At 68.6% G+C, this 21,119-nt stretch carries 20 protein-coding genes and 1 pseudogene; 9 read left to right on the forward strand and 12 right to left on the reverse strand.

Going from position 1 to position 21,119, the window contains the following annotated elements:
• A pseudogene (locus ALI144C_RS20550) lies at positions 1 to 213 on the forward strand (manganese catalase family protein); the annotation flags it as partial.
• Between the two features lie 82 nt (positions 214 to 295).
• On the opposite strand, the gene ALI144C_RS20555 reads toward ALI144C_RS20550, so the two are convergent.
• Entirely contained in the window at positions 296 to 733 is a 438-nt protein-coding gene (locus tag ALI144C_RS20555) for a DUF6098 family protein (RefSeq protein ID WP_076989114.1), read from the reverse strand.
• Positions 734 to 1,083: 350 nt separating this feature from the next.
• On the opposite strand from ALI144C_RS20555, the gene ALI144C_RS20560 reads away from it, so the two are divergent.
• Positions 1,084 to 2,322, forward strand: coding sequence for an Nramp family divalent metal transporter (locus ALI144C_RS20560; RefSeq protein ID WP_076988763.1), 1,239 nt, complete (start codon positions 1,084 to 1,086; stop codon positions 2,320 to 2,322).
• Positions 2,323 to 2,462: 140 nt separating this feature from the next.
• The gene (locus ALI144C_RS20565) at positions 2,463 to 3,443 is read left to right on the forward strand and encodes an iron-containing redox enzyme family protein (protein ID WP_076988764.1); all 981 of its coding nucleotides are present in this window, start codon (positions 2,463 to 2,465) and stop codon (positions 3,441 to 3,443) included.
• Here the strand turns inward: ALI144C_RS20565 and ALI144C_RS20570 are convergent.
• The 9 genes from ALI144C_RS20570 to ALI144C_RS59105 all read right to left on the reverse strand — a co-directional run bounded on the left by ALI144C_RS20570 (position 3,434) and on the right by ALI144C_RS59105 (position 11,983).
• Positions 3,434 to 3,652: a CDGSH iron-sulfur domain-containing protein gene (locus tag ALI144C_RS20570; protein WP_076988765.1), complete on the reverse strand. Its 219-nt coding sequence runs from the start codon at positions 3,650 to 3,652 to the stop codon at positions 3,434 to 3,436. The two genes, ALI144C_RS20565 and ALI144C_RS20570, sit on opposite strands and share 10 nt — an antisense overlap.
• Complete coding sequence (locus ALI144C_RS20575; RefSeq protein ID WP_202819010.1) at positions 3,630 to 4,289, reverse strand: HemK2/MTQ2 family protein methyltransferase; 660 nt, start codon at positions 4,287 to 4,289, stop codon at positions 3,630 to 3,632. The genes ALI144C_RS20570 and ALI144C_RS20575 overlap by 23 nt, the downstream gene beginning before the upstream one ends.
• Positions 4,290 to 4,526: 237 nt before the next feature.
• Positions 4,527 to 5,447 (reverse strand): SDR family oxidoreductase, encoded by a 921-nt coding sequence (locus ALI144C_RS20580; protein WP_076988767.1) that lies wholly within the window; start codon positions 5,445 to 5,447, stop codon positions 4,527 to 4,529.
• A gap of 48 nt (positions 5,448 to 5,495) precedes the next feature.
• A complete protein-coding gene (locus ALI144C_RS20585; RefSeq protein ID WP_076988768.1) occupies positions 5,496 to 7,316 on the reverse strand; it encodes an asparagine synthase-related protein in 1,821 nt (606 codons plus the stop codon).
• Positions 7,313 to 9,103 carry an ABC transporter ATP-binding protein gene (locus tag ALI144C_RS20590; protein WP_237774236.1) on the reverse strand — a complete coding sequence of 597 codons (1,791 nt, stop codon included), beginning with the start codon at positions 9,101 to 9,103 and terminating at the stop codon, positions 7,313 to 7,315. Before ALI144C_RS20590 ends, ALI144C_RS20585 begins: the two co-directional genes overlap by 4 nt.
• A 5-nt stretch (positions 9,104 to 9,108) precedes the next feature.
• The gene (locus tag ALI144C_RS20595) at positions 9,109 to 9,546 is read right to left on the reverse strand and encodes a lasso peptide biosynthesis B2 protein (RefSeq protein WP_076988770.1); all 438 of its coding nucleotides are present in this window, start codon (positions 9,544 to 9,546) and stop codon (positions 9,109 to 9,111) included.
• Positions 9,543 to 9,797: a lasso peptide biosynthesis PqqD family chaperone gene (locus ALI144C_RS20600; RefSeq protein ID WP_076988771.1), complete on the reverse strand. Its 255-nt coding sequence runs from the start codon at positions 9,795 to 9,797 to the stop codon at positions 9,543 to 9,545. The genes ALI144C_RS20595 and ALI144C_RS20600 overlap by 4 nt, the downstream gene beginning before the upstream one ends.
• A complete protein-coding gene (locus ALI144C_RS20605) occupies positions 9,778 to 11,661 on the reverse strand; it encodes an asparagine synthase (RefSeq protein WP_168211305.1) in 1,884 nt (627 codons plus the stop codon). Before ALI144C_RS20605 ends, ALI144C_RS20600 begins: the two co-directional genes overlap by 20 nt.
• Positions 11,662 to 11,785: 124 nt before the next feature.
• Positions 11,786 to 11,983, reverse strand: coding sequence for a keywimysin-related RiPP (locus ALI144C_RS59105; RefSeq protein ID WP_441297569.1), 198 nt, complete (start codon positions 11,981 to 11,983; stop codon positions 11,786 to 11,788).
• Positions 11,984 to 12,348: 365 nt separating this feature from the next.
• Between ALI144C_RS59105 and ALI144C_RS20610 the strand changes: the two genes are divergently transcribed.
• From ALI144C_RS20610 to ALI144C_RS20625, 4 genes are all read left to right on the forward strand, one after another.
• Positions 12,349 to 12,789 (forward strand): helix-turn-helix transcriptional regulator, encoded by a 441-nt coding sequence (locus ALI144C_RS20610; RefSeq protein ID WP_076988772.1) that lies wholly within the window; start codon positions 12,349 to 12,351, stop codon positions 12,787 to 12,789.
• Between the two features lie 178 nt (positions 12,790 to 12,967).
• The gene (locus tag ALI144C_RS20615; RefSeq protein ID WP_237774237.1) at positions 12,968 to 13,456 is read left to right on the forward strand and encodes a SigE family RNA polymerase sigma factor; all 489 of its coding nucleotides are present in this window, start codon (positions 12,968 to 12,970) and stop codon (positions 13,454 to 13,456) included.
• Positions 13,457 to 13,464: 8 nt separating this feature from the next.
• Positions 13,465 to 14,469 (forward strand): hypothetical protein, encoded by a 1,005-nt coding sequence (locus ALI144C_RS20620; protein ID WP_076988774.1) that lies wholly within the window; start codon positions 13,465 to 13,467, stop codon positions 14,467 to 14,469.
• A gap of 113 nt (positions 14,470 to 14,582) precedes the next feature.
• Complete coding sequence (locus tag ALI144C_RS20625) at positions 14,583 to 16,175, forward strand: acyl-CoA synthetase (protein ID WP_076988775.1); 1,593 nt, start codon at positions 14,583 to 14,585, stop codon at positions 16,173 to 16,175.
• 18 nt (positions 16,176 to 16,193) lie between these two features.
• On the opposite strand, the gene ALI144C_RS20630 is transcribed toward ALI144C_RS20625, so the two are convergent.
• The gene (locus ALI144C_RS20630; RefSeq protein WP_076988776.1) at positions 16,194 to 16,784 is read right to left on the reverse strand and encodes a TetR/AcrR family transcriptional regulator; all 591 of its coding nucleotides are present in this window, start codon (positions 16,782 to 16,784) and stop codon (positions 16,194 to 16,196) included.
• A 10-nt stretch (positions 16,785 to 16,794) separates the two neighbouring features.
• Positions 16,795 to 17,979, reverse strand: coding sequence for an MFS transporter (locus ALI144C_RS20635; RefSeq protein ID WP_202819012.1), 1,185 nt, complete (start codon positions 17,977 to 17,979; stop codon positions 16,795 to 16,797).
• Between the two features lie 199 nt (positions 17,980 to 18,178).
• On the opposite strand from ALI144C_RS20635, the gene ALI144C_RS20640 reads away from it, so the two are divergent.
• Both ALI144C_RS20640 and ALI144C_RS20645 read left to right on the forward strand, forming a co-directional pair.
• The gene (locus ALI144C_RS20640) at positions 18,179 to 18,862 is read left to right on the forward strand and encodes an ABC transporter ATP-binding protein (protein ID WP_076989117.1); all 684 of its coding nucleotides are present in this window, start codon (positions 18,179 to 18,181) and stop codon (positions 18,860 to 18,862) included.
• Positions 18,859 to 21,102, forward strand: coding sequence for an FtsX-like permease family protein (locus tag ALI144C_RS20645; RefSeq protein ID WP_083753234.1), 2,244 nt, complete (start codon positions 18,859 to 18,861; stop codon positions 21,100 to 21,102). Before ALI144C_RS20640 ends, ALI144C_RS20645 begins: the two co-directional genes overlap by 4 nt.
• Positions 21,103 to 21,119 lie beyond the last annotated feature (17 nt).

The following is a 21,119-nucleotide window of genomic DNA, read 5'->3' on the forward strand; positions in this document are numbered from 1 at the left end:
TTCAGCGACGGCGCGCAAGCAGGCGACGGGCCCTGGGCGTCCGGTCCTACCCCGGACGGCAAGGGCGAGTTCAGCTACCACGACGGCCCCACCACCAGTGTGCCGATGCCCCCGCCCACCCACCCGGACGTGCGCTTCTACGGCACCACCGAGATCCCGAACGTCGTGGAGAAGGTCGCGGGCACCGTGCAGGACAAGCTCAAGAAGGAGTGACGCGACAACTGGTGAACCGATGGGTCCTCGTGGGCATGCCCGTGAGGGCCTGTCCGTTTGTCCATCCCGGGGTCCGCGCAGGTCACCGACGGTCCATCGGTCCCCATTCGGGGGAGTCCTGTTCCTGGATCAGCTGCTCGGCCTGACCGAGCACGTTCTCCGTCACCCACGCCACCGGCCGCTCACACCGGACAAGTGGCTCGTTGTCAGGGCCGCGAGCCACTTCGACACCTCGGAGCACCCAGGGCCGCACTGCCGGGCCGCGCAGATCCGGCAGATGCCGGTAGTCGTACAGCCTCCTGGCCAACCACAGCCTCAGCGAGCGGTCCCACCACGGCTCCACGCGCAGCGGGCTGGCCGACAAGCCCGGCAACGCGACGCCGGTAAGCCCGTCGCGGCTGGATTGTCCCTGGCGGAGGTCGACGTCCGGCCCTGCGGACCAGCGGATGTACAACGAGTCGCTGTCCTCGGCTCGCACGAGGGCGACCAGTTCGTCGAGACTCGCGATCGTTCGGGTCAACGTGCTGTCGTTCGGCGTGGATTCACTGTTCGGTGCGGTAGACACGGATCACCACCCACTCCCTGGTAGGTCTGTCCGTACAGTCGGCCACATAGGACTGCGAATACCACGTTCCGCTCCACCGAAACGCCGAGTCACGATGTCACGTCCGCACGGTGGCGGTCGTCCTGGCCGGAAATCCGAAGAACGCGTGTAGCTGCTCGAAACCCGGGTAGATGCTCGGGTGACCGCTCTCCCCCCTGATCCAGCTCCGGGCCGCACACCGTGTGGCCCGGAGCTGGCGGAGTCCGGGGATGGTCGGTTGCGTCAACTGGGGCTAGTCGATCGGTTCACTGCTGTGGGAGGTCCGTTTGTCGCTCGCCAGTGCCATCAAACCCAGGATCACCCGCTTCCGAGCCGGAGCCGCGCTCCTGGGACCGGCGTTCGTCGCGGCCATCGCCTACGTGGACCCCGGCAACGTGGCCACCAACACCGCAGCCGGTGCCACCTACGGCTACCTGCTCGTGTGGGTCGTGGTCGTGGCGAACGTCATGGCCGGACTCGTGCAATACCTGTCCGCCAAACTCGGGCTGGTCACCGGACAGTCACTACCCGAAGCAGTCCGCGACCGGCTGTCCACCCCGACCCGGCTGGCCTACTGGGCACAGGCCGAGATCGTGGCGATGGCAACCGACCTGGCCGAGGTACTCGGCGGCGCGATCGCCCTGAACCTCCTGTTCGACCTCCCCCTCCTGCTCGGCGGACTGATCACCGGCGTGGTGTCCACCGCACTGCTGCTCATCCAGGACCGCGCCGGGCAACGACCGTTCGAACGAGTCATCACCGGACTACTCCTGATCATCGCGATCGGTTTCGCCGCCGGACTGTTCGTCTCACCCCCATCCGGACCCGGCGTACTCGGCGGACTCCTGCCGCAGTTCGCCGGATCCGACAGCGTCCTGCTGGCCGCGGGAATGCTGGGCGCGACCGTGATGCCCCACGCGGTGTACCTGCACTCAGCCCTGTCCCGCGACCGGCACGGCCGCCAGACCGGCCCCCGACTGGGTCGCCTACTGGGCGCCACCCGGTACGACGTCGGCGTCGCCATGGTCTTCGCCGGGGCGGTCAACCTCGCAATGCTGCTGCTCGCCGCCAGCGCACTGTCCGGCTTCGACGGCGTGGACTCGCTGTCCGGCGTGCACAACGCCATCGGGCAACACCTCGGCAACGGCATCGCGTTGCTGTTCGCGGTAGGACTGCTGGCCTCCGGCCTGGCATCCACCTCCGTCGGCTGCTACGCCGGAGCCGTGGTGATGGGCGGACTGCTGCACAGGCGAATCCCCCTACTGGCACGCCGACTGCTCACACTCCTGCCCGCGGTCGTACTGCTGGCACTCAACGTGGACCCGTCATGGGCCCTGGTGATCTCCCAAGTAGTGCTGTCGTTCGGCATCCCGTTCGCACTGATCCCCTTGGTACGGCTGACCTCCGCACGCGGGCTGATGGGCGACAACGTCAACCACCGGATCACCACCGCGCTGGCCTGGGTGATCGCCGCACTGGTCATCGCGTTGAACCTCGCGTTGATCTACCTGACCGTCACCGGGTAGCTGACCAGTTCGGACGGTCCGACTCCTTTCAGGTGTGCCGCCGCTCATCGCGGGTATGCAGTCATAGTGACGTGTTACGAACGAGTCGGCGCCTTGCGCGACCACCAGGCCTCGGCTTCCTCGGCGACCGTGGAGGAGATGTGAAGCCCTCCGCGCTGCCCGAGGTTCGGGGCGAACTGTCGGCAGTCGTCGTGGAGGCGTTGCGCGGGGAGCCCGCCGACCAGTCGTATCCGCTTGACACGGCCCGCCACGCGGACCCATACGGTGACGATCTCCAGCTCGCCCTGCATGTCTGCTACGAGCTGCACTACCACGGTTTCGACTCGGTGGATCCGCGCTGGGAGTGGAATCCCGAGCTGCTGCGGCTGCGTTCAGCCATGGAACAGAACTTCCTGGCTGCCTTGCGGCGAGACGTGCCTGGTGATGAGGCTCTCACCGACATCCTCGACGACCTGCTCGTCGAACCGGTCGACGGTACGGGTGTCAGTCACTTCCTCCGGGACGAGGGGGAATGGTGGCAGGTGCGGGAGTACTTCGTGCACAGGTCGATCTACCACCACAAGGAAGCTGATCCGCACGCGTGGGTGATCCCACGGCTGCACGGGCACGCCAAGGCAGCGTTGGTCGCCGTGGAGTTCGACGAGTTCGGGGGCGGTCGCGGCGACCGGATGCACTCGCGGCTCTACGTCGACCTCCTGGCGGGCGCCGGACTCGAAACCGGGTATCTGCACTACCTCGACGACGTTCCGGCGTCGATGATCGCCGTGGTGAACATGATGTCGATGTTCGGCTTGCACCGAGCCCTGCGGGGCGCGCTGGTCGGCCACTTCGCCGCGGCGGAGATCACGACCGCTCCCAGCGCGCAGCGCATGGTGAACGCTTTGCAGCGGCTTGAGGCCGACCCGGCTTGTGTCGAGTTCTTCGACGAGCACGTGGAAGCGGACGCTGTCCACGAGCAACTCATGCGACGGGACGTGATCGGCACCCTGCTGCGTGACGAACCCGAGCTCACCGAGTCCGTGGTGTTCGGTGTCCAGGCCACCACTCTGCTGGAAGAACGGTTCGCCGACGAACTGCTGGGCTCCTGGCGTGAAGGCCGTACGTCACTGCGTCACTCCTGAGAACCGCCACGCCGGACCCGCCGCCGGTGGCTGGTGTCACACAGCGGGAACCGCTTGCTGCGCCGACACGCACACACCGCGACCACAACACGATCGGACCGCACCACCGTGCCGTCCTCGGTCACCAACTCGACGGGCCCGTCCACCAGGACGGGCCCTCCTTGCGTGACGACGACCCTGGTCGCCTCACGGCGTGATTCGGTCGGCACGGATCACCACCAGCTCCTCATGTCGTTGCCCCGGTTCGACAAGCCCGGCGGACTCGAGCCATTCGGCGCGACCGCGCATGACCGGGCCGAAGGGGATCATCTGCCTGGCCACCACGGAAGCTTTGAGACCGCTGCCACGCAACTGGTCCAGCGTGGTGTCGATCCCGCACAACCGCGAGTGCACGATCAACGCGGTCCCTTGTGGGCTGAGCAGATGGGGAAGGATCGGGCACAGCCTGTCCAGGACGGCCCGGCCGCGGGGACCCGCGTCCCACGCGCGTCGACGGCCACGGGTCGGCGTGGTCGCCTGTTGGCACGGCACGTACGGCGGATTGGACACCACGACGTCGAAACTCCGCACGCCCACCAGCTCGGTGAAGTCTCCGCGAATGAGCTCGACAGGCAGCTTGCGCAGGCGGCTGTTGAGCCACGCCGCGGCGATAGCCTGTGGCGAGACGTCGACCGCTGTCACCCTGGCCGCCCCGGCCCGAGCAGCCGAGATCGCCACCGCGCCGGTTCCCGAGCAGATGTCGAGCACCGTCGCCTTGGGCGAAAGCGCGGCCTCGGACATGGTTCTGACCAGGAGGTCGGTATCTTCCTGCGGGCGGTACACCCCAGGAGAGCGAATCATCCACACAGGACGTTTATTACCCGCGACGCACGCCGTCAACCGCAATGGATTGACATGTGTGGCAACCGATTGAGGGGGTACATGACCTGGCAAGAGCCGGACCGGTCTTGTGCGCGCTCGGCGTGGCCAGGAAGCCGCCTAGAGGGTGGGGAGCGGCGGGCCGGGAGTACGGGCGATCAGCGCGGCGGTGGCGATCAGGTCCCATACCAAGGCCATACAAGGTCATCGGCGTACATCGGCACGTCACCGTCCCCGTGGGTCGCCATCAGAAACATGCCCGGTGACGTCCTGAACGGACTTTTGCCCCTCATTGGCTCGCGATACCAGCGAATCTCGGTAACGACACACCCATGCCGCCACATAGGGCGCGATCGGTGCCAGGACAAGGTCGAGTGCGTTGCTCAGCGGAGGCAACCCGGCTACCCGTGCCGGTCCAAGCCAGCGCGGCACAGTGACGGTGCGGTGCCGGTGCCCGGTAAGGCACCGGTGCACCTCGTCCGCGACGCGTTCGGGCCGGACGCCGAATGTGAGCCCGCGCCGCCCTTGTTCGCGGTTCGGCCGGACACCAGCCGCCCGCAGGAGCCACTCCGTCCGCGCTGGACCAGGATTGACGCTGTGGATGCGCAGGCCAGGCGTTGATTCGCGCCGCAGAGCGTGCACGAGCCCGTCGACTGCCGCTTTGGTGGCCGAGTACAGCGACAGCGACGGAACCGGCACCCACCCGGCGACGGAGGAGATCATCACCACGTCACCGCGACGATCCGCGAGGTAAGGCAGGGCCAGGCGGGTCAGGTCCGCGACCGCGATGACGTTCAGCGCCACCACATCGTGCACAGAGTCCGCGTCCAGATCGGTGAACAGCCCGACCCGGCCCTGCCCCGCGTTGTTGACGAGCGTGTCAAGCCGACCATGGCGCTCGATGACGTAGCCGATCAACTCACGCCGTTGCCGGGGATCGGTGAGATCACACCCGACCGGGTCGACGACTCCGGGGAGGCGACTGAATGCTGTTCTCAACCTCGCCTCGTCGCGAGCGCAGGCCACGACAGTCAGGCCAGCGGCCACAAGCCGAGCCACAACCGAGTGCCCGATCCCGGCGGAACCGCCGGTCACCAGCGCGACTCGACCAGCGACTGACCGCCTGCACCACAAGCTCATGACCATGGCGTACCCGTTCCATGTCGGTCGACGCGTACGCCCGGCAAACAACCACTAGCCCCGAATCCGCTGACGCACGCCCACACCGCGTAACCACATCTCGCAGGCCGTTGCCTGCCACACGCCCTGTGCTTCGCCGACTTGCGCCGCCGGACGCTGACACAGCGCACGCAAAGCCCGCGCGTCGACCAGGCCGAGACGGGCCAGATACGGGTCTTCCCACAGCTCCAGCAGGTCGCCGCGGTGCCATCGGAGCCCCACATAGGTGTCCGCGGACGTCTCGGCCTTGGTGGTCCGGTTGAACACCGAGTCGGGCACAAGGCCGCGCATCGCCTCGACGATCAGCGGTTTGTGTCGCCACGGCGTGGTGCGCTCCTCGGGGCGTACGGCCAGGCAGGCGTCCACCACCCGGTCGTCGAGGTACGGCGAAGCCACCCGCAGGCCGAGCCTGGCCATCACCTGTTCGCCAAGGCGGAAATCGTAGGCACTGCGCCGCAACGCCAGCAGTGCGGTGTGTCCGCCTCTGGTCGGGGCGAGCGGTTCGGCGCCCTGTGCGGCGTCCCGCACCAACTCCCTTACCGCGTCGACAGCGTCACGCGTTGCCCATGGCGGGAGGCGCAGCGGGTGTCCCCAACCGTCCAGCGGGTCACGTCCCGGCGGCGGCGGTGTGGTCAACAGGTTCGCCTCGTCGGCCAGCCACTCGCGGTATGACCTGCGGTCGAACAACATGCGCAGGGTGGCGGCCAACGGCCAACGGAAGACCGCGCGATTGCCGCGGACATGGGCCAGCGCGCGAAGCGGGTGCCGGCGTACGAGGTCGTTGAGGTACTGCTCCCAGTTCACCAGCACCTCGTCCCCGCCCAGGCCGGTGAGGTGCACGCGCTGGCCGTGCGTCACCAGCCGACGACCTACCTGGACCGCCCTGGTGATCTCGGTGGCCATGCCCATCGGCTCGTCCATCGGTACCTCGGCGGTCAGGATGTCCTGGTACGGCGGCGGCAGGTCAGCCGGATCCAGCACGTCGCGTTGCACCTCGTGCAGACCGGCAGCGGCATGGCCGGCCCAGGACATGTCGTCGTCGCCCGGGTTGCGGCTGCCCGTGGTGAACGTGACCAGGCGAGCCGGGCCACGCGCGGCGAGGTAGCACAGCGGCGTGGAGTCCAGTCCGCCCGACAGGTCGCAGCTCACCGTGCCACCTGCGCGGGTGCGCACGTCCACCGCTGTCCGCAACGCCGCGCGTAGGCCTTGGGCGCCCTCGGCCAGCGACAGCACCGGATCCGGCGGGTACCACCAGCGCACCGATCTGGCCCGGCCGTCGCCGTCCAGTTGCAGGAAGCTGTCCGGTGGCACCGCGGTGATGCCGTGCCATGGGGACATGTCCGCCAGCGGATACGGCACCATGCCGAGCAGACGCAGCGCCAGCACCCGTTCGTCCACAACGGACTCCGTCAGCGCCGCGAGCACGTCCGCGCGGTTCGCGGCCACCCGCACGTCGCCGATCCGGGCGTGGAACACCCGGCGCAGCCCCGAAACCGTGCCCTGCACGCGAACCTGGCCCGCGATGCTGGCCACCAGGTGGACACTCCCGGGCATCGCGGACGTGAGCCGGTCCAGGCCACGGACGTTGCGCACCGGCGCAGGCAGGTACCCGCTCGGGTCCACCGGGCACGGGCCCAGCACTGCCACCGTGCCATCGCCGGAGTCGGCGAAGGCCGCCTGGTCGTCCGCCCATGTCCCGACCAGCCAAGGACGGCCGGAAGCGTGGCGGAGCACGCAGGACGCGTGTCCGGCCAACGCCGACAGGACCGGTAGGGCCGCCGTGCAGTCCGGGAGCGCCACGAACCACGTCTGGCCCGCGGCGGGGAAGCCGGTCATCGCCGGTCTCCGTGGTCGCCGATCAGCAACTGGCCCGAGGCCAGCTCCCGGTAGAGCTCGCTGGTGCGGACCAACTCGTCGTGTGTTCCCGTTGCCGCGAGGATTCCCTGATCCAGCACCATGATCCGGTCGGCCATCCGCACGGTGGAGATCCGGTGCGCGATGATCAGCAACGAGCACTCCGCTGAGACCTGGTCGATGGCCCGGTTGAGCGCGGTCTCGTTGACCGCGTCGAGTTGGGACGTCGGTTCGTCCAACAGCAACAGGCTCGGCCGAGGCAGCAACGCCCGGGCGATCGCGACCCGTTGCCGTTCTCCACCGGAGAGCATCGTGCCGTGCTCGCCCACTTCGGTGTCCAGTCCGTCGGGCAGCCGCCGGACCAGTTCGGCCAGGTTGACCAGCTCGACAACTCGCTGGACCTCGTCGTCGTCCGCGTCCGGCGCGGCGTAGACGAGGTTCTCCCGCAGCGTGCCGTGCAGCACCGGGGCGTGCTGTTCCACCAGTCCGATCCGGGCCCGGCAGTCCGCCGGGCTCACTCCGGCCGTGTCGACGCCGTCGAGCAGGATCGTCCCGCGCTCCGGTTGGTAGAACCGTTCCACCAGTGCGAAGATCGTCGACTTGCCCGCGCCGGACCGCCCGACGATGGCCACCTTGGCCAGTGGCGGCACCTGGAACGAGACATCGCGCAGCACCGGCCTCTCGTCGTAGCGGAACCGCACGTCGCGCAACTCGAGCACCGTGTCTACACTGTCCTTTTCGGATACCTTGGCGACCTTGCTGACCTGCTGCTCCACCGGCAGGCGCATCGCGTCGGAGATCCGCTGGAGCGCACCGAGTCCCTTTTGAACGGCACTGGCCGTGTTGAACAAACCCGCTAGCGGGAGCACGAGGTAAGTCAGGTACAGCAGGAATCCCACCAGGTCGGCGAGCGAGATGGAACCAGCCGACGCGCGGATGCCGCCGACGATGAGCACCAGGATCAGCGACCCGTTCACCGCGAGTTCGACGGCGGGGCTCACCAGCGCGTTCAACTTCGCCGCTCGGACCCCGGACGCGTAGGCGCCCTCGGCGTGCCGCGTGATCCGCGCGGTTTCACGGTCCTCGGCCCGGCAGGCTCGCACGGTCCTGACGGCGCCGAGCGCGCGCTCCAGATCGGCGGCCATCACGCCGATCCGGTCCTGGCCGGTTTCGGTGGCCACCCGGATTCCGCGCAGCACCGTGGAGACGAACACACCCGCGATCACCACCGTGGCGATGACGACGAGGAACAGCACCCAGTCCAGCCAGATCATCATCGCGACGGCACCGACGACCGCGATGACCCCGGTCGCCGCGTTGACCATGCTGAGAGCGACCACGTCCCGCAGCACAGTGGTGTCCGTGCTGGTGCGGGAGATCAGGTCGCCCAGTCGTTGCGTGTCGTAGACCCGCAGGCGCAGCCGCAGCAGCCTGGCGATCAGGCCACGACGCAGACTGAGCACTATCCCTTCACCGCTGCGTTCCAGCAGGTAGTTCCCCACACTGTCCACAGTGGCCTGAACGATGAACAGGGCGATCAGCCCTGCCAGCAGCAGGCCGATCCCCTGGCCCGTGCCGGTCGCCTCGATCGTGCGCATGGCGAGCAAAGGTTGCAGCAGCCGGAGCCCGGCGCCGAGCACCGTCAGCGCGATCGCGGCGACGACCGGCTTGCGGTGGCTGCCGACAGTGCGCAGCAGGTCGCGCAGCCCGACTCGGTGTGGCGCCGGGTCCTCGTCGACGGAGCGTTCCGGCGGGGCCGCCGACGCCACGGCCGTCATGGTCCGACGCCCCGTCCGTTCGTGGGCGCGACGCTCATCAACACCCGGAAGTAGCCAGGCTGGAACGACTCATCGACAGCCCGACCCTCAGCCTCTACCCACGCGTGTGCGTAGAAGGGCTCAGCTCGCACTCCCACGCACCAGGTCGGCCACGTGCCCCGGACCCGGCACAGCAGTGCCGTGGCGATCGACCGGGGCACGCACCCCTGGCCCGCGCACACCACGCTCGTCGCGACCACGGCGGCCCTGGCCGCCTTCGCCTGCTCGTAGCCGGCCGGCCGTGCACCCATGCGAACGACATCGAGCAGCTTCCGGATGCGGTGCGGCGGGAGCTTGCCGACCAGCCTCGCCAGGCCGACGAACGGCTTGGCAGCCAGGCGCCGGGACAGTGACACCGAACCGCGATCGCGGTGGATCACCAGTGGTGTGCTCACGAGATCACCAATCCGGCTGCCCGCAGATCCGCCACCAGTGCCATGACGTCCTTCCCGGCCCGTTCACCGTCCACATCGAACTGTTCGGTGAGTGCGCGCACCGCCTGGTCCGGCGTGCCGCCGTCGAGCAGGGTGCGCAGCGCGAGGGCGCCGCTCGGGTTGAGCTGGAAGTACTCGCCGGCACGTTCGTCCAGCAGCACCACGTTGTCCTCGGATTCCGCGATGGATACGTTATCGCGCAGTCGCAGCATTTCCGCGTTCCTTTCCGGTGGTGGCCCGTTCGGCTGCTCGCAGCCAGAGTTCGACGGCCACCGTGTCCAGCACGGCGGGCTGGTTCACGTCGTGGGGATCGGGCTGGGTACAGGCCGCGCGCAGCCGATCGGCGTCGACCAGCCCGTGCTTGGCCAGCCGTGAGTCCTCCCACAGAGCGAGCACATCCGCGCGATACCGCCGAAACCCCTGGTACTCGTCGATCGTCGGGGTGCCCTTGGTGTTGCGCCGCAGCAGGTGGTCGGGCATCACTCCGCGCATCGCGGCGAGGGTCAGCGGTTTGAACCGCCATGGCGTGATGCGCTCGTGTTCGCGCACCGCCAGGCCCGCCTCCACCACCCGGTCGTCGAAGAACGGAGCGTCGTAGCGGACGCCGGTCCTGGCGATCACGCTCGCCAGGACGCGGTGCATCCCGGAGGTGCGCCGCAGACCGTGCACCGAGCCGTGTTGGCCGCGGGAGCCGGCCAAGGGCCGCGCTCCGGCGGCGGCCTCGACGATTCGCGTTCGGGCCGCGTGTTCGGCGTGCGCGGTGGCGTACGGCGGCAGCCGCGGCGGCAAGTCCCATTCCAGCGGCGGATACGTCTCGGAGATGAGCGGCCCGGTCAGGTCTCGTGCGCTGTCCGCGAGCCATGCGCCATACGGACGGCGGTCGGCGAGCGCCCGCACGGTCGGCAGCAGCGGCCAGCGGAACAGCGATCGGTAGGCACGCAGGTAATGCGCGGCCAGCAACGGGCGCTTGCGCACGAGCGTGTGCATGAACCCCGGCCAGCCCTGGACGACCTCGTCGCCGCCGGATCCGGTCAGGTGGATCCGGGACGCGGTCGCGGCCATCCGGCGACCCAGTTCCAGGATCAACTCGATCTGGAAGGCGTTCGGGAACGGCTGCTCCAACGGCACCCGCACGTCGAGCAGTCCGGCCACCGGCAGGGGCAGCCCGTCCGAGGCCATCACTTCGTGCCGTACGCCGGGTAGTTCGGCCGCGGCGCGTTCGGCCCACACCGTGTCGTCGCTGCTCTCGTCCCGGAACACACGGGTGAACGCGGTCAGTTCGACGTCCGCGCGGGCGGCCAGGAAACAGATCGGCGTGGAGTCGAGTCCACCGGACAGATCGCAGCTCACCAACCCACCCGCCCGAGTCCGCACCGCCACCGCGGTGCTCAGCGCGTCTCGCAGCTTCGCCGCGCCCTCGGCCAACGAGAGCTCCGGCTCGGGCGGATGCCACCATCGCACAGTCCGGCTCGCCGTACCGTTCTCCACAAGCAAGTAGCTGTCCGCGGGCACCGTTTCGACGCCGTGCCACGGGCACACTTCGTCCAGCGGGTGCGGCGGAAGTGTCAGCAGACAGGTGTCCAGCCACCGCTGGCTGATCCCGGCACCGGTCGCGGTGGCCAGCAGCCGCGCGTGATCGGCGGCCACCGTCACCCCGGAAACCCTGGTGTGGAAGACCTTCCGCAGACCGGAGGCACTGCCTTGGACCCGCAGCCGTCCGGCGACGACCGCGATGAGGTGGAAACTGCCCGGCAGGGTGAGCGCCAGCCGGTCGAGGTCGGCCGGGGTACGGACGCGGGCGGCGGCTTTGGCCAGCTCGGCGGCGGTGATCGGGCAGTGGCCCACGATCGCCAGCCGGGTGTCGCCTGCCTCGGCGAGCACGACTTCCTCGTCCGGCCACTGGCCGACGAGCCACGGCCGGGTGGAGGGGTACGACACGGTCCGGTTGGCGTGCGCGCCCGTCAATCCAGCCGCGGCGTGCGCGGCCGGGTGGTCGGGAAGGACCGCGAACCACGTCTCACCGCGGCCGTGCAGGGCGTTCTCGGGCCGGGTGTCACGGGAATCGGCTTCGTACACGAAAAGTCCTTCCTCGGCTGCGTCTTTCCCACGGCGTCTTGCACAGCGAACCGCGGCGAGCCAGGGCATCCATGGCAACCCTGACTCGCCGAGGTCTTCGTCAACACATGGGAATCACTTCACGTCACGGGAACCAACGGCCCTGGACGTTGTCCCTCGGACCCTTCCGGTCACCAATACCCGTGCGCTCGCTGAAGGAGCCAGCACGAACCAGAACCGGCGTCTCGTAGACACGCTTCTGCATTTCCTTTCCCTCCCCTCCACGAAAGAGCTCTGCGATCCCTGATACATCGGCACCCCGGGCAGAACCACTGCACAGCATGAACTCCAATGGTCACAAGACAGACCTCGATGCTCGCAACGTTCCGGAACGTTCCACGCCGGTGACGACGGAAAACGGCGACGACACGGAACGACTCGTGAGACGCGGTTCCCCATCGCGTTCAACCGTGATACTACGGGAGTGGATTGCGACGGATGGGTCAGCGGTGGCCGCGTTCGGCCGATTTACTTGCTAACCCGGAGTACCGTATGAAGAGCTGGTTCCGTTGTGGCGCAAGCCAAACGTCTGTAACAACGTGATCGGTCTGAAAAGTGCGACATGCCAAGGGGAGAGCAGTGGATCGTCCACACTGGAAGCCATTGCCAGCTGATACGCGGGACGCGGCGGTGAATCTGGCCCGGTATATGCGTTCGTTACTGGACCAACACAGCCTGAGCCTGCGGAAACTGGCAGGCGATGACGAAGTGCACTACAGCCTGACCACACTGCATCGGTACTTCTCGGGGCGGGCTTTACCGCCCCGGCATCTGGTCGAACTGATATCCCGCCGGTGCGGTGGCGACCTGTGCGAGATGTCCGAGTTGCACGACCGGGCACGTCGGGAGGGATCGAATTCCGGCGATCTTCAACTTCGGGTGGCGGTCAGCTCGGACGACGCCGACTCCGGCGGTACCGGACTTTCCACGAGCGTTCCGGTCGACCCGCTCACCAGGAGCCTGTCCTTGCGGCTCACCTTCCACTTCGACGGCACCACGCCGGACGACGCCGCCGACATTCTCTCAGGCCGCCGGGCCGGGCACGCGCGCGTCGAACCCGTGCTGGATCCCCCGTACTCCTCGGCATAGCCGCTCAGGCTGAAGATCCGCGTCGGACACCGGCGAAATTCGGATCACCGTCCCCATGATCTTGTGCGCGGTCACCGGACCTGCGGCGCGAGAAGGTTTTCCTCTTCTTCGTTGGGTCGCACTCAACGAAATGGACGACTCGCAGCGTGTGGGGTGTGACGAGCTGGAAGGGGTGGCCGTGACGTTCGAAGAATTCGCCGAGACCCGGACGCCGGGCCTGCTGCGCTACGCCATCGTGCTGACGTGCGACCGGCATCTGGCCGAGGATATCGTCCAGGAGGTTCTTGTACGGGTGTTCCGCAAGTGGAAACGCATCAGCGCGTTGGATCTGCCGGAGACGTACGTCCGGCGCATGATCACCAACGAGTTCCTGTCGTGGCGCAGGCGCAAGGCGTCGACGGACGTGCCTTTCTCACCGGAGGCGATCGCCGAACTCGGCCTGGCGGCGGGTGACTCCGCGTCCCGGTACGACGAACGCGACATGCTGCTTCGTGACATTGCGACATTGCCACGTAAACAAAGGGCAGTACTGGTGCTTCGCTATTTCTGCGACCTCCCGGACGAGCAGATCGCCGAGTCGCTCGACTGCGGCGTGACAACCGTGCGCAGTCACGCGTCGAGAGCCCTGGCCACCTTGCGAATCACGCCGACGCCGAGCCAAGTCTGAGGAACGCGATGAACACTGAAGAACTGATCAAGCAGGCGTTCACCCGCCAGGCCGAGAGTGCCGGGGACCACCGCGAGGTACTGACCGAGGTCTACAAAGCAACCGCCCGGCGCCGGATTGGCGGGTGGACGATCGGCCTCATCAGTGCGGGCGTGGCGGCGGTGGTCGTCGCCCCCATCGTGCTGTTCTCGGGTGGGCGGCCCGACGGGGCCGCGCCCGCCGATTCCACTGCGACAACGCTGCCGCTGCCGCCGGCACCGAAGGATTCGGCCAAACACGCGGGCGAGGACGTGATCATGCTTCGGTACCAGCCGAGTTGGTTGCCGGAAGGCGCATACGAATCAGGCCGTTCCTTCGCCGGCCGTGGCTCACTGGCACGGACCTGGAATCTGCCAGGAGGCGGCGAGGGCAGGCACAAATCGGTCACCCTCTCCCTGGTGAACCAAGCTCCACTGCCCGCGGAAGGCAAAACGGTCGACATCAACGGCGTCACCGGCAAAGTGGTCACGGACCACCTGACAACCTTCGTGGCATGGATGCCCACACCCGGCGAACGCCTCTCGGTGAGCATTCTGGGAACGGGCGACGTCACGGAAACCGTGCTGCGGATCGCACGCTCGGTCAACCACGACGGGAACGCCGAGTACGAGTGGCCCCTCGCATTCGACTGGCTGCCGAACCAGGCCCAGCCGAGCGGATTCAACATTTCCGGCAGCAGCCCGAATGACGTGGATGTGTCGGTCAGCGCCGACTTCACCACGCAGCCACACGGACAGGACGCCATCTGGGCGGACATCGGCCCGTTGCCGGAGCCACCGGAAGGCGAATCAGTGACTGTGCGCGGCAAGCAGGGCTTCTTCATCCCCGGTGAATCGAGCGGCGAAATCGACGTGGAACTCGAACCGAACCGATGGCTGCGGGTCAGCGGCCCGCTGTCACGAGAGGATCTGGTCAAGGTGGTCGACTCGATCAAGATCGGCCCGTTGCACTACCCGTGGCTCGGCACGCGCTGATCTCATCACCCCGGAAGCGCAGGTCAATCGAGATTGACCTGCGCTTTCGGCATCACCCGCGGGGCTGTTCGGTCGTTGGGTCTGTGTCGACCTCGCTGACAGGAGGCCTGTCCATGAACCAGCCATCCGACGCGGTCGCGCGGGCACGGCAGAACTCGGTCGGTGACCTGTTGCGCCGGACTGCCCGGCGCTGTCCGGACAAGACGGCTGTTGTGGCAGGCGATCTCCGGGTCACCTACGCCGAGTTCGACGTGGCCGTCAACCGGGCCGCGCACGCTCTGGCCGCGCGTGGGCTCGCGAAGGGCGACCGACTCGCGTTGCTCAGTCACAACTGCTGGCAGTACGCCGTGCTCACCTACGCCACGGCTCGGTTGGGCGTACTGCTCGTGCCGATCAATTTCATGCTCACCGCCGACGAGATCGCCTACATCCTGCGGCACTCGGGTTCGAGCGGACTGGTCACCGAGGACACACTCGCCGCCACGGCCGACAAAGCTCTTGCCGCGGCAGGCATCCAGGGAGTGCGCGGCTGGATCCCGGTCTCCGGCGCCGCGCCGCACGACGAGTGGGAGGACGTCGACCCGTGGTGGCAGGAGGGACCGGTCACGCCGCCTGACGTCGCCGTGGCCGACGACGACCCGCTGCGGCTGATGTACACCTCCGGCACGGAGTCACGGCCCAAGGGCGTGTTGCTGTCCAGCCGCTCCCTGATCGCCCAGTACGCCAGTTGCGCCGTCGACGGCGGGATGAGCGGGGACGACATCGAAGTGCACGCCCTGCCGCTGTACCACTGCGCCCAGCTCGACGTCTGCTTCAACGTCGACGTCTACCTCGGTGCCACCAGCGTCGTCCTGCCCGGCCCGGACCCGGCCACCCTGCTGGCCACCATCGCGCGCGAGCAGGCCACCAAGCTGTTCGCCCCGCCCACCGTGTGGATCTCGCTGCTGCGGCACCCCGACTTCGACCGCACCGACCTGTCCAGTCTGCGCAAGGCGTACTACGGCGCCTCCCCCATGCCTGTCGAGGTGCTCCGTGAGATGCGGCAGCGGCTGCCCGGTGTGCGGTTGTGGAACCTGTACGGGCAGACCGAACTCGCTCCGGTGGCCACCGTGCTGGGCCCGGACGAGCAGTTGAGCCACATCGGCAGCGCGGGACGCCCCGCGCTGCACGTCGAAACGATGATCGTCGACGATGACGACAACCCGGTCCCTGCCGGGGTGGTCGGCGAGATCGTGCATCGCAGTCCACACGCCACACTCGGCTACTACCACGACGAGGACAAGACTGCCGAGGCGTTCCGCAACGGCTGGTTCCACAGCGGCGACCTCGGCGTCGCCGACAGCGACGGCTATCTGACCATTGTGGACCGCAAGAAGGACATGATCAAAACCGGCGGGGAGAACGTCGCCAGCCGCGAGGTGGAGGAAGCCCTCTACCGGCACGAGGGCGTCGCCGAGGTCGCCGTGTTCGGCGTGCCGCACCCGCGGTGGGTCGAGGCGGTCGCCGCCGTCGTGGTGCCGAAGCCCGGCACGGATCTCACGTCCGGCGACGTCATCGGTTTCGCGCGGTCGGTGCTGGCGGGGTACAAGTGCCCCAAGTACGTCGTCGTCACCGACCGGATCCCGAAGAACCCCAGCGGGAAGATCGTCAAACGGACGCTCAGGGACAGCTACCACGACCTGGCCGCGGGCGACCAGAACTCGTGAGGATCTTCTCGCGACCAGTCAGTCCGCGCGATGCCGGTCGAGGAAACGCTGGGCGTACTGCCGCCACTGCGCCCGGGTTCGGGCCGGGGCGCCGAGCAGCACCCGGTACAGGATCGGTCCGACGAGCTCAGTGACCGCGTCCTGCGTGTTCGCCGAGGCCGGGATGTCCCCCCTGGCGACGGCACGCTCGATGACCGCGCGGGCGCTGGGCCCCAGCAGGTCGGCCGAGCCGACCAGGTCGGCGACCTTCGGGTCGTGCTGCGCCTCGCCGACCAGGGCCCGGTAGGCCAGGCCGGCGTGGGACGTGGTGAGGAAGGTGGCCAGGGTTTCCGCGTACGCCACCAGGTCCGTGCGGGAGTCCTTGGCGGCCGGGACGTCCAGTTCGTGCGCGGCGTCGAAGGTCGCGGCCTCGATGAGGATCTCCGCCTTCGACGACCACCACCGGTAGACCGTCTGCTTGCCGACCCCGGCCCGCTCGGCGATGCCTTTCATGGTCATCGCCGCGTACCCGTCCTCGACGAGCATGTCGTCCACAGCATGGAGCACCGCCAGGCGCGCCGCCTCGCTGCGCGGACGGCCGGTGGTGGGAGTCTCCCCTGGGGTGCTCATGCCGGGAACCCTATCGCCGTGCCGTCGCGCGTTCGGCGATGCCGACGAGCAGTGCCAGCACCGCGACGACGCCGGTGAAGATCAGCCCGGCGGTCCGCAGGTCGGTGAGCACGGCCAGGACGCCGACGCCGATCGCAGGCACCGCGAGCATGCTGTACAGCCCCGCGAAGAACGACGACGAGACCTCGCCCCGGTGCGTCGGCGGTGTCTGCTCGACGGTCGTGGCGATCCCGGCGTACAGGCACAGTCCACTGGACACACCGACGACCACCGCGGCGATCAGCAACGGCAGCAACAGGGTCGCGGCCAGCGCCCACGCCAGCAACGCGGCCGCCACGACTGTCCCGGCACATCCGAGGGGCAACGCGGTACGGGCCGCGATGCCCTTGCCGAGCAGCTGGCCGATCGCGATCCCGGCGAACGCGAGGAAGACGAGGAATCCCGCCAGGGTGTGGCTGGTCGTGTGCAACGACCTGACCAGGAACAGCGCGCCGATCGCGGTCAGCACCCCGGCGACCGCGAACCCGCATCCGGTGGCGAGCACCCCACGGGTGAACGCCCCACGCAGTCGCGCGGGAACACGCAGCCGGTGTGGCCGGATCCGGAACTTCCCGCCGACCGCGGTGCGCTCGGTCGACGTCCACAAGGCCACGACCGCGAGGATGGTGAGCACCAGGTGGACGACGTACGGCGCGACCAGCGGATCCGACAGCGCGTCCGCGAGCACCCCGGACAGCAACGTCCCCATCGCGAGGCCGCCCGCGTTGACCCCGATGGCGAGCGCCCCGGCCGTGGCCTTGCGTTTGGGCGTGAACAGGTCGATCACCGCGGCCGTCCCCGTCCCGCTCATCAGGCCCGCGCCGAGTCCGGAAAGGACCCTGGCGACCACGAGAACGGGCAGTGACGGCGGGAGCAGGAAGAGCACCGCGCTCAGCAGCGAGCACGCGACGGCCGCCAACAGGACGGGACGCCTGCCGACTTCGTCGGACAAGCGTCCGAACAGCGACAGCGTCGCCACGACGCCGATCGCGTAGACCGCGAACAGCGCGGTGACGGTCAACGGGCTCAGTGCCAGCTTGGCCGCGTAGATCGAGTACAGCGGTGTGGGCAGTGTGGTGCCCATCATCGTGACGGCGAAGGCGAACGCGGTGGCGGCGACCGCCACCCGACTGCGCCGGGAAACCATCGTGGTCATGCGGACAACCTCCGAACATAACGAGACACCATGTCTCGTTATTCGGACGGTAACATCTTACGAGTCACCCTGTCTCGATACGCCGGGAGCTCGTCACGCGGATCACAGCGGCGAGCCGGTATAAACCGAGCGTATAAACCGTGTGTATAGTCGTTCACGAGCCCCGGTCAGCCAGCCAAGGAGACCCCCTGTGACCCACCTGTCCGATCCGCCCCTGCTGGAAGCGGATCAGCTGCACAAGGCCTTCGGGCAGACACCGGCGCTGACCGGCGCGAGCGCACGGGTCGACACCGGCGAGGTGCTGGCGGTGATGGGACCGTCCGGCTCGGGGAAGTCCACTTTGCTGCACTGCCTCGCCGGGATCGTCCGGCCGGACGCCGGGCACGTCCGCTACCGGGGCGCGGACCTCGGCGAGATGCCGGACACCGAGCGGTCCGCGCTGCGGCGCACCGACTTCGGCTTCGTGTTCCAGTTCGGGCAACTGGTGCCCGAGCTGACGTTCCTGGAGAACGTGGCCCTGCCGCTGCGGTTGAACGGCACACCGCGACGTGTGGCCGTGCAGCGGGCGACCGAACTGCTCGACCGGCTGTACCTCGCGGACCTGGCGGCCAAGCGGCCCGGCGAGGCCTCCGGCGGCCAGGGACAGCGGGTCGCGGTCGCGCGGGCGTTGATCACCGGACCGAAGGTCATCTTCGCCGACGAGCCGACCGGTGCGCTGGACTCGCTCAACGGTGAACACGTCATGCGGTTGCTCGTCTCCACAGCCAAGGAGTCGCAGGCCGCGGTGGTCCTGGTGACGCACGACCCCAAGGTCGCGGCCTACGCCGACCGCGAGATCGTCGTCCGGGACGGCGCGGTCAGGCACCTGGAGGTGAGCCAGTGATCTCCCGCGTGCTCAACGACATCGTCATCGGCGTCCGGCTGACCGTGGCCGGTGGCCGCGATTCGCTGGTCCGGCTGGCGTTGACCGCGCTCGGTGTCGGGCTCGGGGTGGCGGTGCTGCTGTCCGCGACGGCCGTGCCGCACATGCTTGACGCCCGCAACGAGCGCGGCGCGGCCCGGAGCGTCGACTGGCTGGACTCGAACCCGTCGCCCCGACCCGGAGTCGATCCGGTGTACGTCACGCAGCGCAACGACGAGTTCCGCGGCCGAGGGCTGCAGGGATTCCTCGTCGGGACGACCGGGCCGCACTCGCCGCGCGTTCCCGGCGTGGACCGCCTGCCCGGCCCCGGTGAGGTCGTGCTGTCCCCCGGGCTGGCGCGGCTGCTCGCGTCACCGGACGGCGAACTGCTGCGGCCCCGCTTCTCCCAGCGGCTGATCGGCACCATCGGCGACGAAGGGCTGACCGGCCCGAACGAGCTGTACTTCATCATCGGATCGGAGAACGCCTCGGTGCTGCCCGGCGCACGCATGGTCAGCCAGTTCGGCACGACATCGCCGAGTCGTGAGCTGACCACGCTGCAATGGCTGTTGATCGTGCTCGGCGCGACGTCGTTCCTGATCCCGGTCATCGTGTTCGTGGCCACCAGCACCCGGCTCGCCGCGTCGGTGCGGGACCGACGGCTGGCGGCGCTGCGGCTGATCGGCGCGAGCGGCAGCCAGGTCAGGCGGATCGCCGCGGGCGAGGCGTTCATCGGCGCCGTCGCCGGGCTGTTCGTCGGCGCGGGCCTGTTCCTGCTGATCCGCGCCCTCGTCCCGGAGATCACGGTCGCGGCCTTCCGCGGCGGCATCTTCGCGGCGGACGTCCGGCCGGACTGGGTGCTGGCCGTGGTGATCGCCGTCGGGCTGCCCGTGGTGGCGATCGTGGTGGCGATCATGTCGTTGCGGCGCACGATCATCGAGCCGCTCGGGGTGGTCAGGCAGTCCTCCGGCGCACCCCGCAGGCTGTGGTGGCGCCTGCTGCCGCCGCTCGTCGGCGGCGTGCTCGTCCTGGTGTCCACAGCGGAACGGCAACTTCCCCTGATCGCGGGCATCGCCCTGCTGCTGACGTGGGTTCCCGTGCTGCTGCCGTGGATCGTCGAACGGGTGACCCGGCGGATCGACGGCGGCTGGTCGCCCGCGTTCCAGTTGGCCGTCCGCCGGTTGCAGATGGACAGCGGCACAGCCGCCCGTGTCGTCGCGGGTGTCGCGGTCGTGCTGGCCGGATCGATCGCGCTGCAGACCGTGTACGACCGCGCCGACGAGGAAACCGCGCCGAGCACGTCCGGCCAGGTCACCGTCACGTACATGTCCAAGTCGCTCACGCAGTTGCGTGACTTCGAGGCGGCCATGCACGGCATCAACGGCATGGCCGGTGTCCCCGTCAGAACCTGGGGACGGCTCGCCGACCAAGCCGGTAGGCACCTGGAGATGCGGCTTTCGCCGTGCCGCGACATCGCCGCGACGCCTTGCACGGACGGTGACGTCTTCTACCAGCCCGGTGGCCAGTCGCAGCCGGACCAATTCGTCCCGGCCGCGAGGCAGGCGGTGTGGTTCGACAAGACCGAAGGCTCTCCACAGTGGACACTGCCGCGCCTGCGCGCGTTGCCGTCCGACACCGAAGGGTTGGGCCTGCTGGTGGTCACGCCCGGCGCGCTGGCCGACGCCACCGGCACGCTGCGGCTGTTGTCGACCGTGACCACACAGCAACCGCCTGGCGATCCCCTGTTCGCGGAGAACGTGCGCAACGCCGTCGGCAGCCTCGGGTGGAACGGCAACGTCATGACGCTGGGCACGGGCAAGGACTCCACCTACCTGCTGATCAGCCGGGTGTTGCAGATCGGCGCGTTCATCACGCTGCTGATCGCGGTGGCGAGCCTGATCGTGGTGGCGCTCGAGCAGATGCGCGAACGCCGCCGCTCGCTCGCGGTGCTCACCGCGAACGGCGTGCCACGGTCGGTTCTCGCCAAGGCACTGCTGTGGCAGACCAGCATCCCGGTCGCCGTCGCCGTGCTGGTCGCGTCGGTCGCCGGTGTGCTGCTGGCCGCGCTGCTGCTGGTGGCCACCGCTCGCCCGGTCGTGTTCGACTGGATGACCGTGGCCCTGTCCGGCGGTGCGGCGCTCGGGTCGGTCCTGGTGGTCACCGTCCTCACCCTGCCCGCGCTCTGGCAGGCGACCAGCACCACAGCCCTGCGAGAGGTGTGACTGTCAGCTGAGCAGGA

This window comes from Actinosynnema sp. ALI-1.44 (assembly GCF_001984155.1).
In the GTDB taxonomy this organism is placed as follows: Bacteria; Actinomycetota; Actinomycetes; order Mycobacteriales; family Pseudonocardiaceae; genus Kibdelosporangium.

Excerpts from the sequence above, each read along its gene's own strand:
- ALI144C_RS20625 (WP_076988775.1), top strand. The coding sequence starts at position 14,583 with ATGAACCAGCCATCCGACGCGGTCGCGCGGGCACGGCAGAACTCGGTC.
- ALI144C_RS20585 (WP_076988768.1), bottom strand. The coding sequence starts at position 7,316 with ATGACCGGCTTCCCCGCCGCGGGCCAGACGTGGTTCGTGGCGCTCCCG.
- ALI144C_RS20620 (WP_076988774.1), top strand. The coding sequence starts at position 13,465 with ATGAACACTGAAGAACTGATCAAGCAGGCGTTCACCCGCCAGGCCGAG.
- ALI144C_RS20610 (WP_076988772.1), top strand. The coding sequence starts at position 12,349 with ATGCGTTCGTTACTGGACCAACACAGCCTGAGCCTGCGGAAACTGGCA.
- ALI144C_RS20580 (WP_076988767.1), bottom strand. The coding sequence starts at position 5,447 with ATGGTCATGAGCTTGTGGTGCAGGCGGTCAGTCGCTGGTCGAGTCGCG.
- ALI144C_RS20635 (WP_202819012.1), bottom strand. The coding sequence starts at position 17,979 with ATGACCACGATGGTTTCCCGGCGCAGTCGGGTGGCGGTCGCCGCCACC.
- ALI144C_RS20630 (WP_076988776.1), bottom strand. The coding sequence starts at position 16,784 with ATGAGCACCCCAGGGGAGACTCCCACCACCGGCCGTCCGCGCAGCGAG.
- ALI144C_RS59105 (WP_441297569.1), bottom strand. The coding sequence starts at position 11,983 with ATGCTGTGCAGTGGTTCTGCCCGGGGTGCCGATGTATCAGGGATCGCA.
- ALI144C_RS20600 (WP_076988771.1), bottom strand. The coding sequence starts at position 9,797 with ATGCTGCGACTGCGCGATAACGTATCCATCGCGGAATCCGAGGACAAC.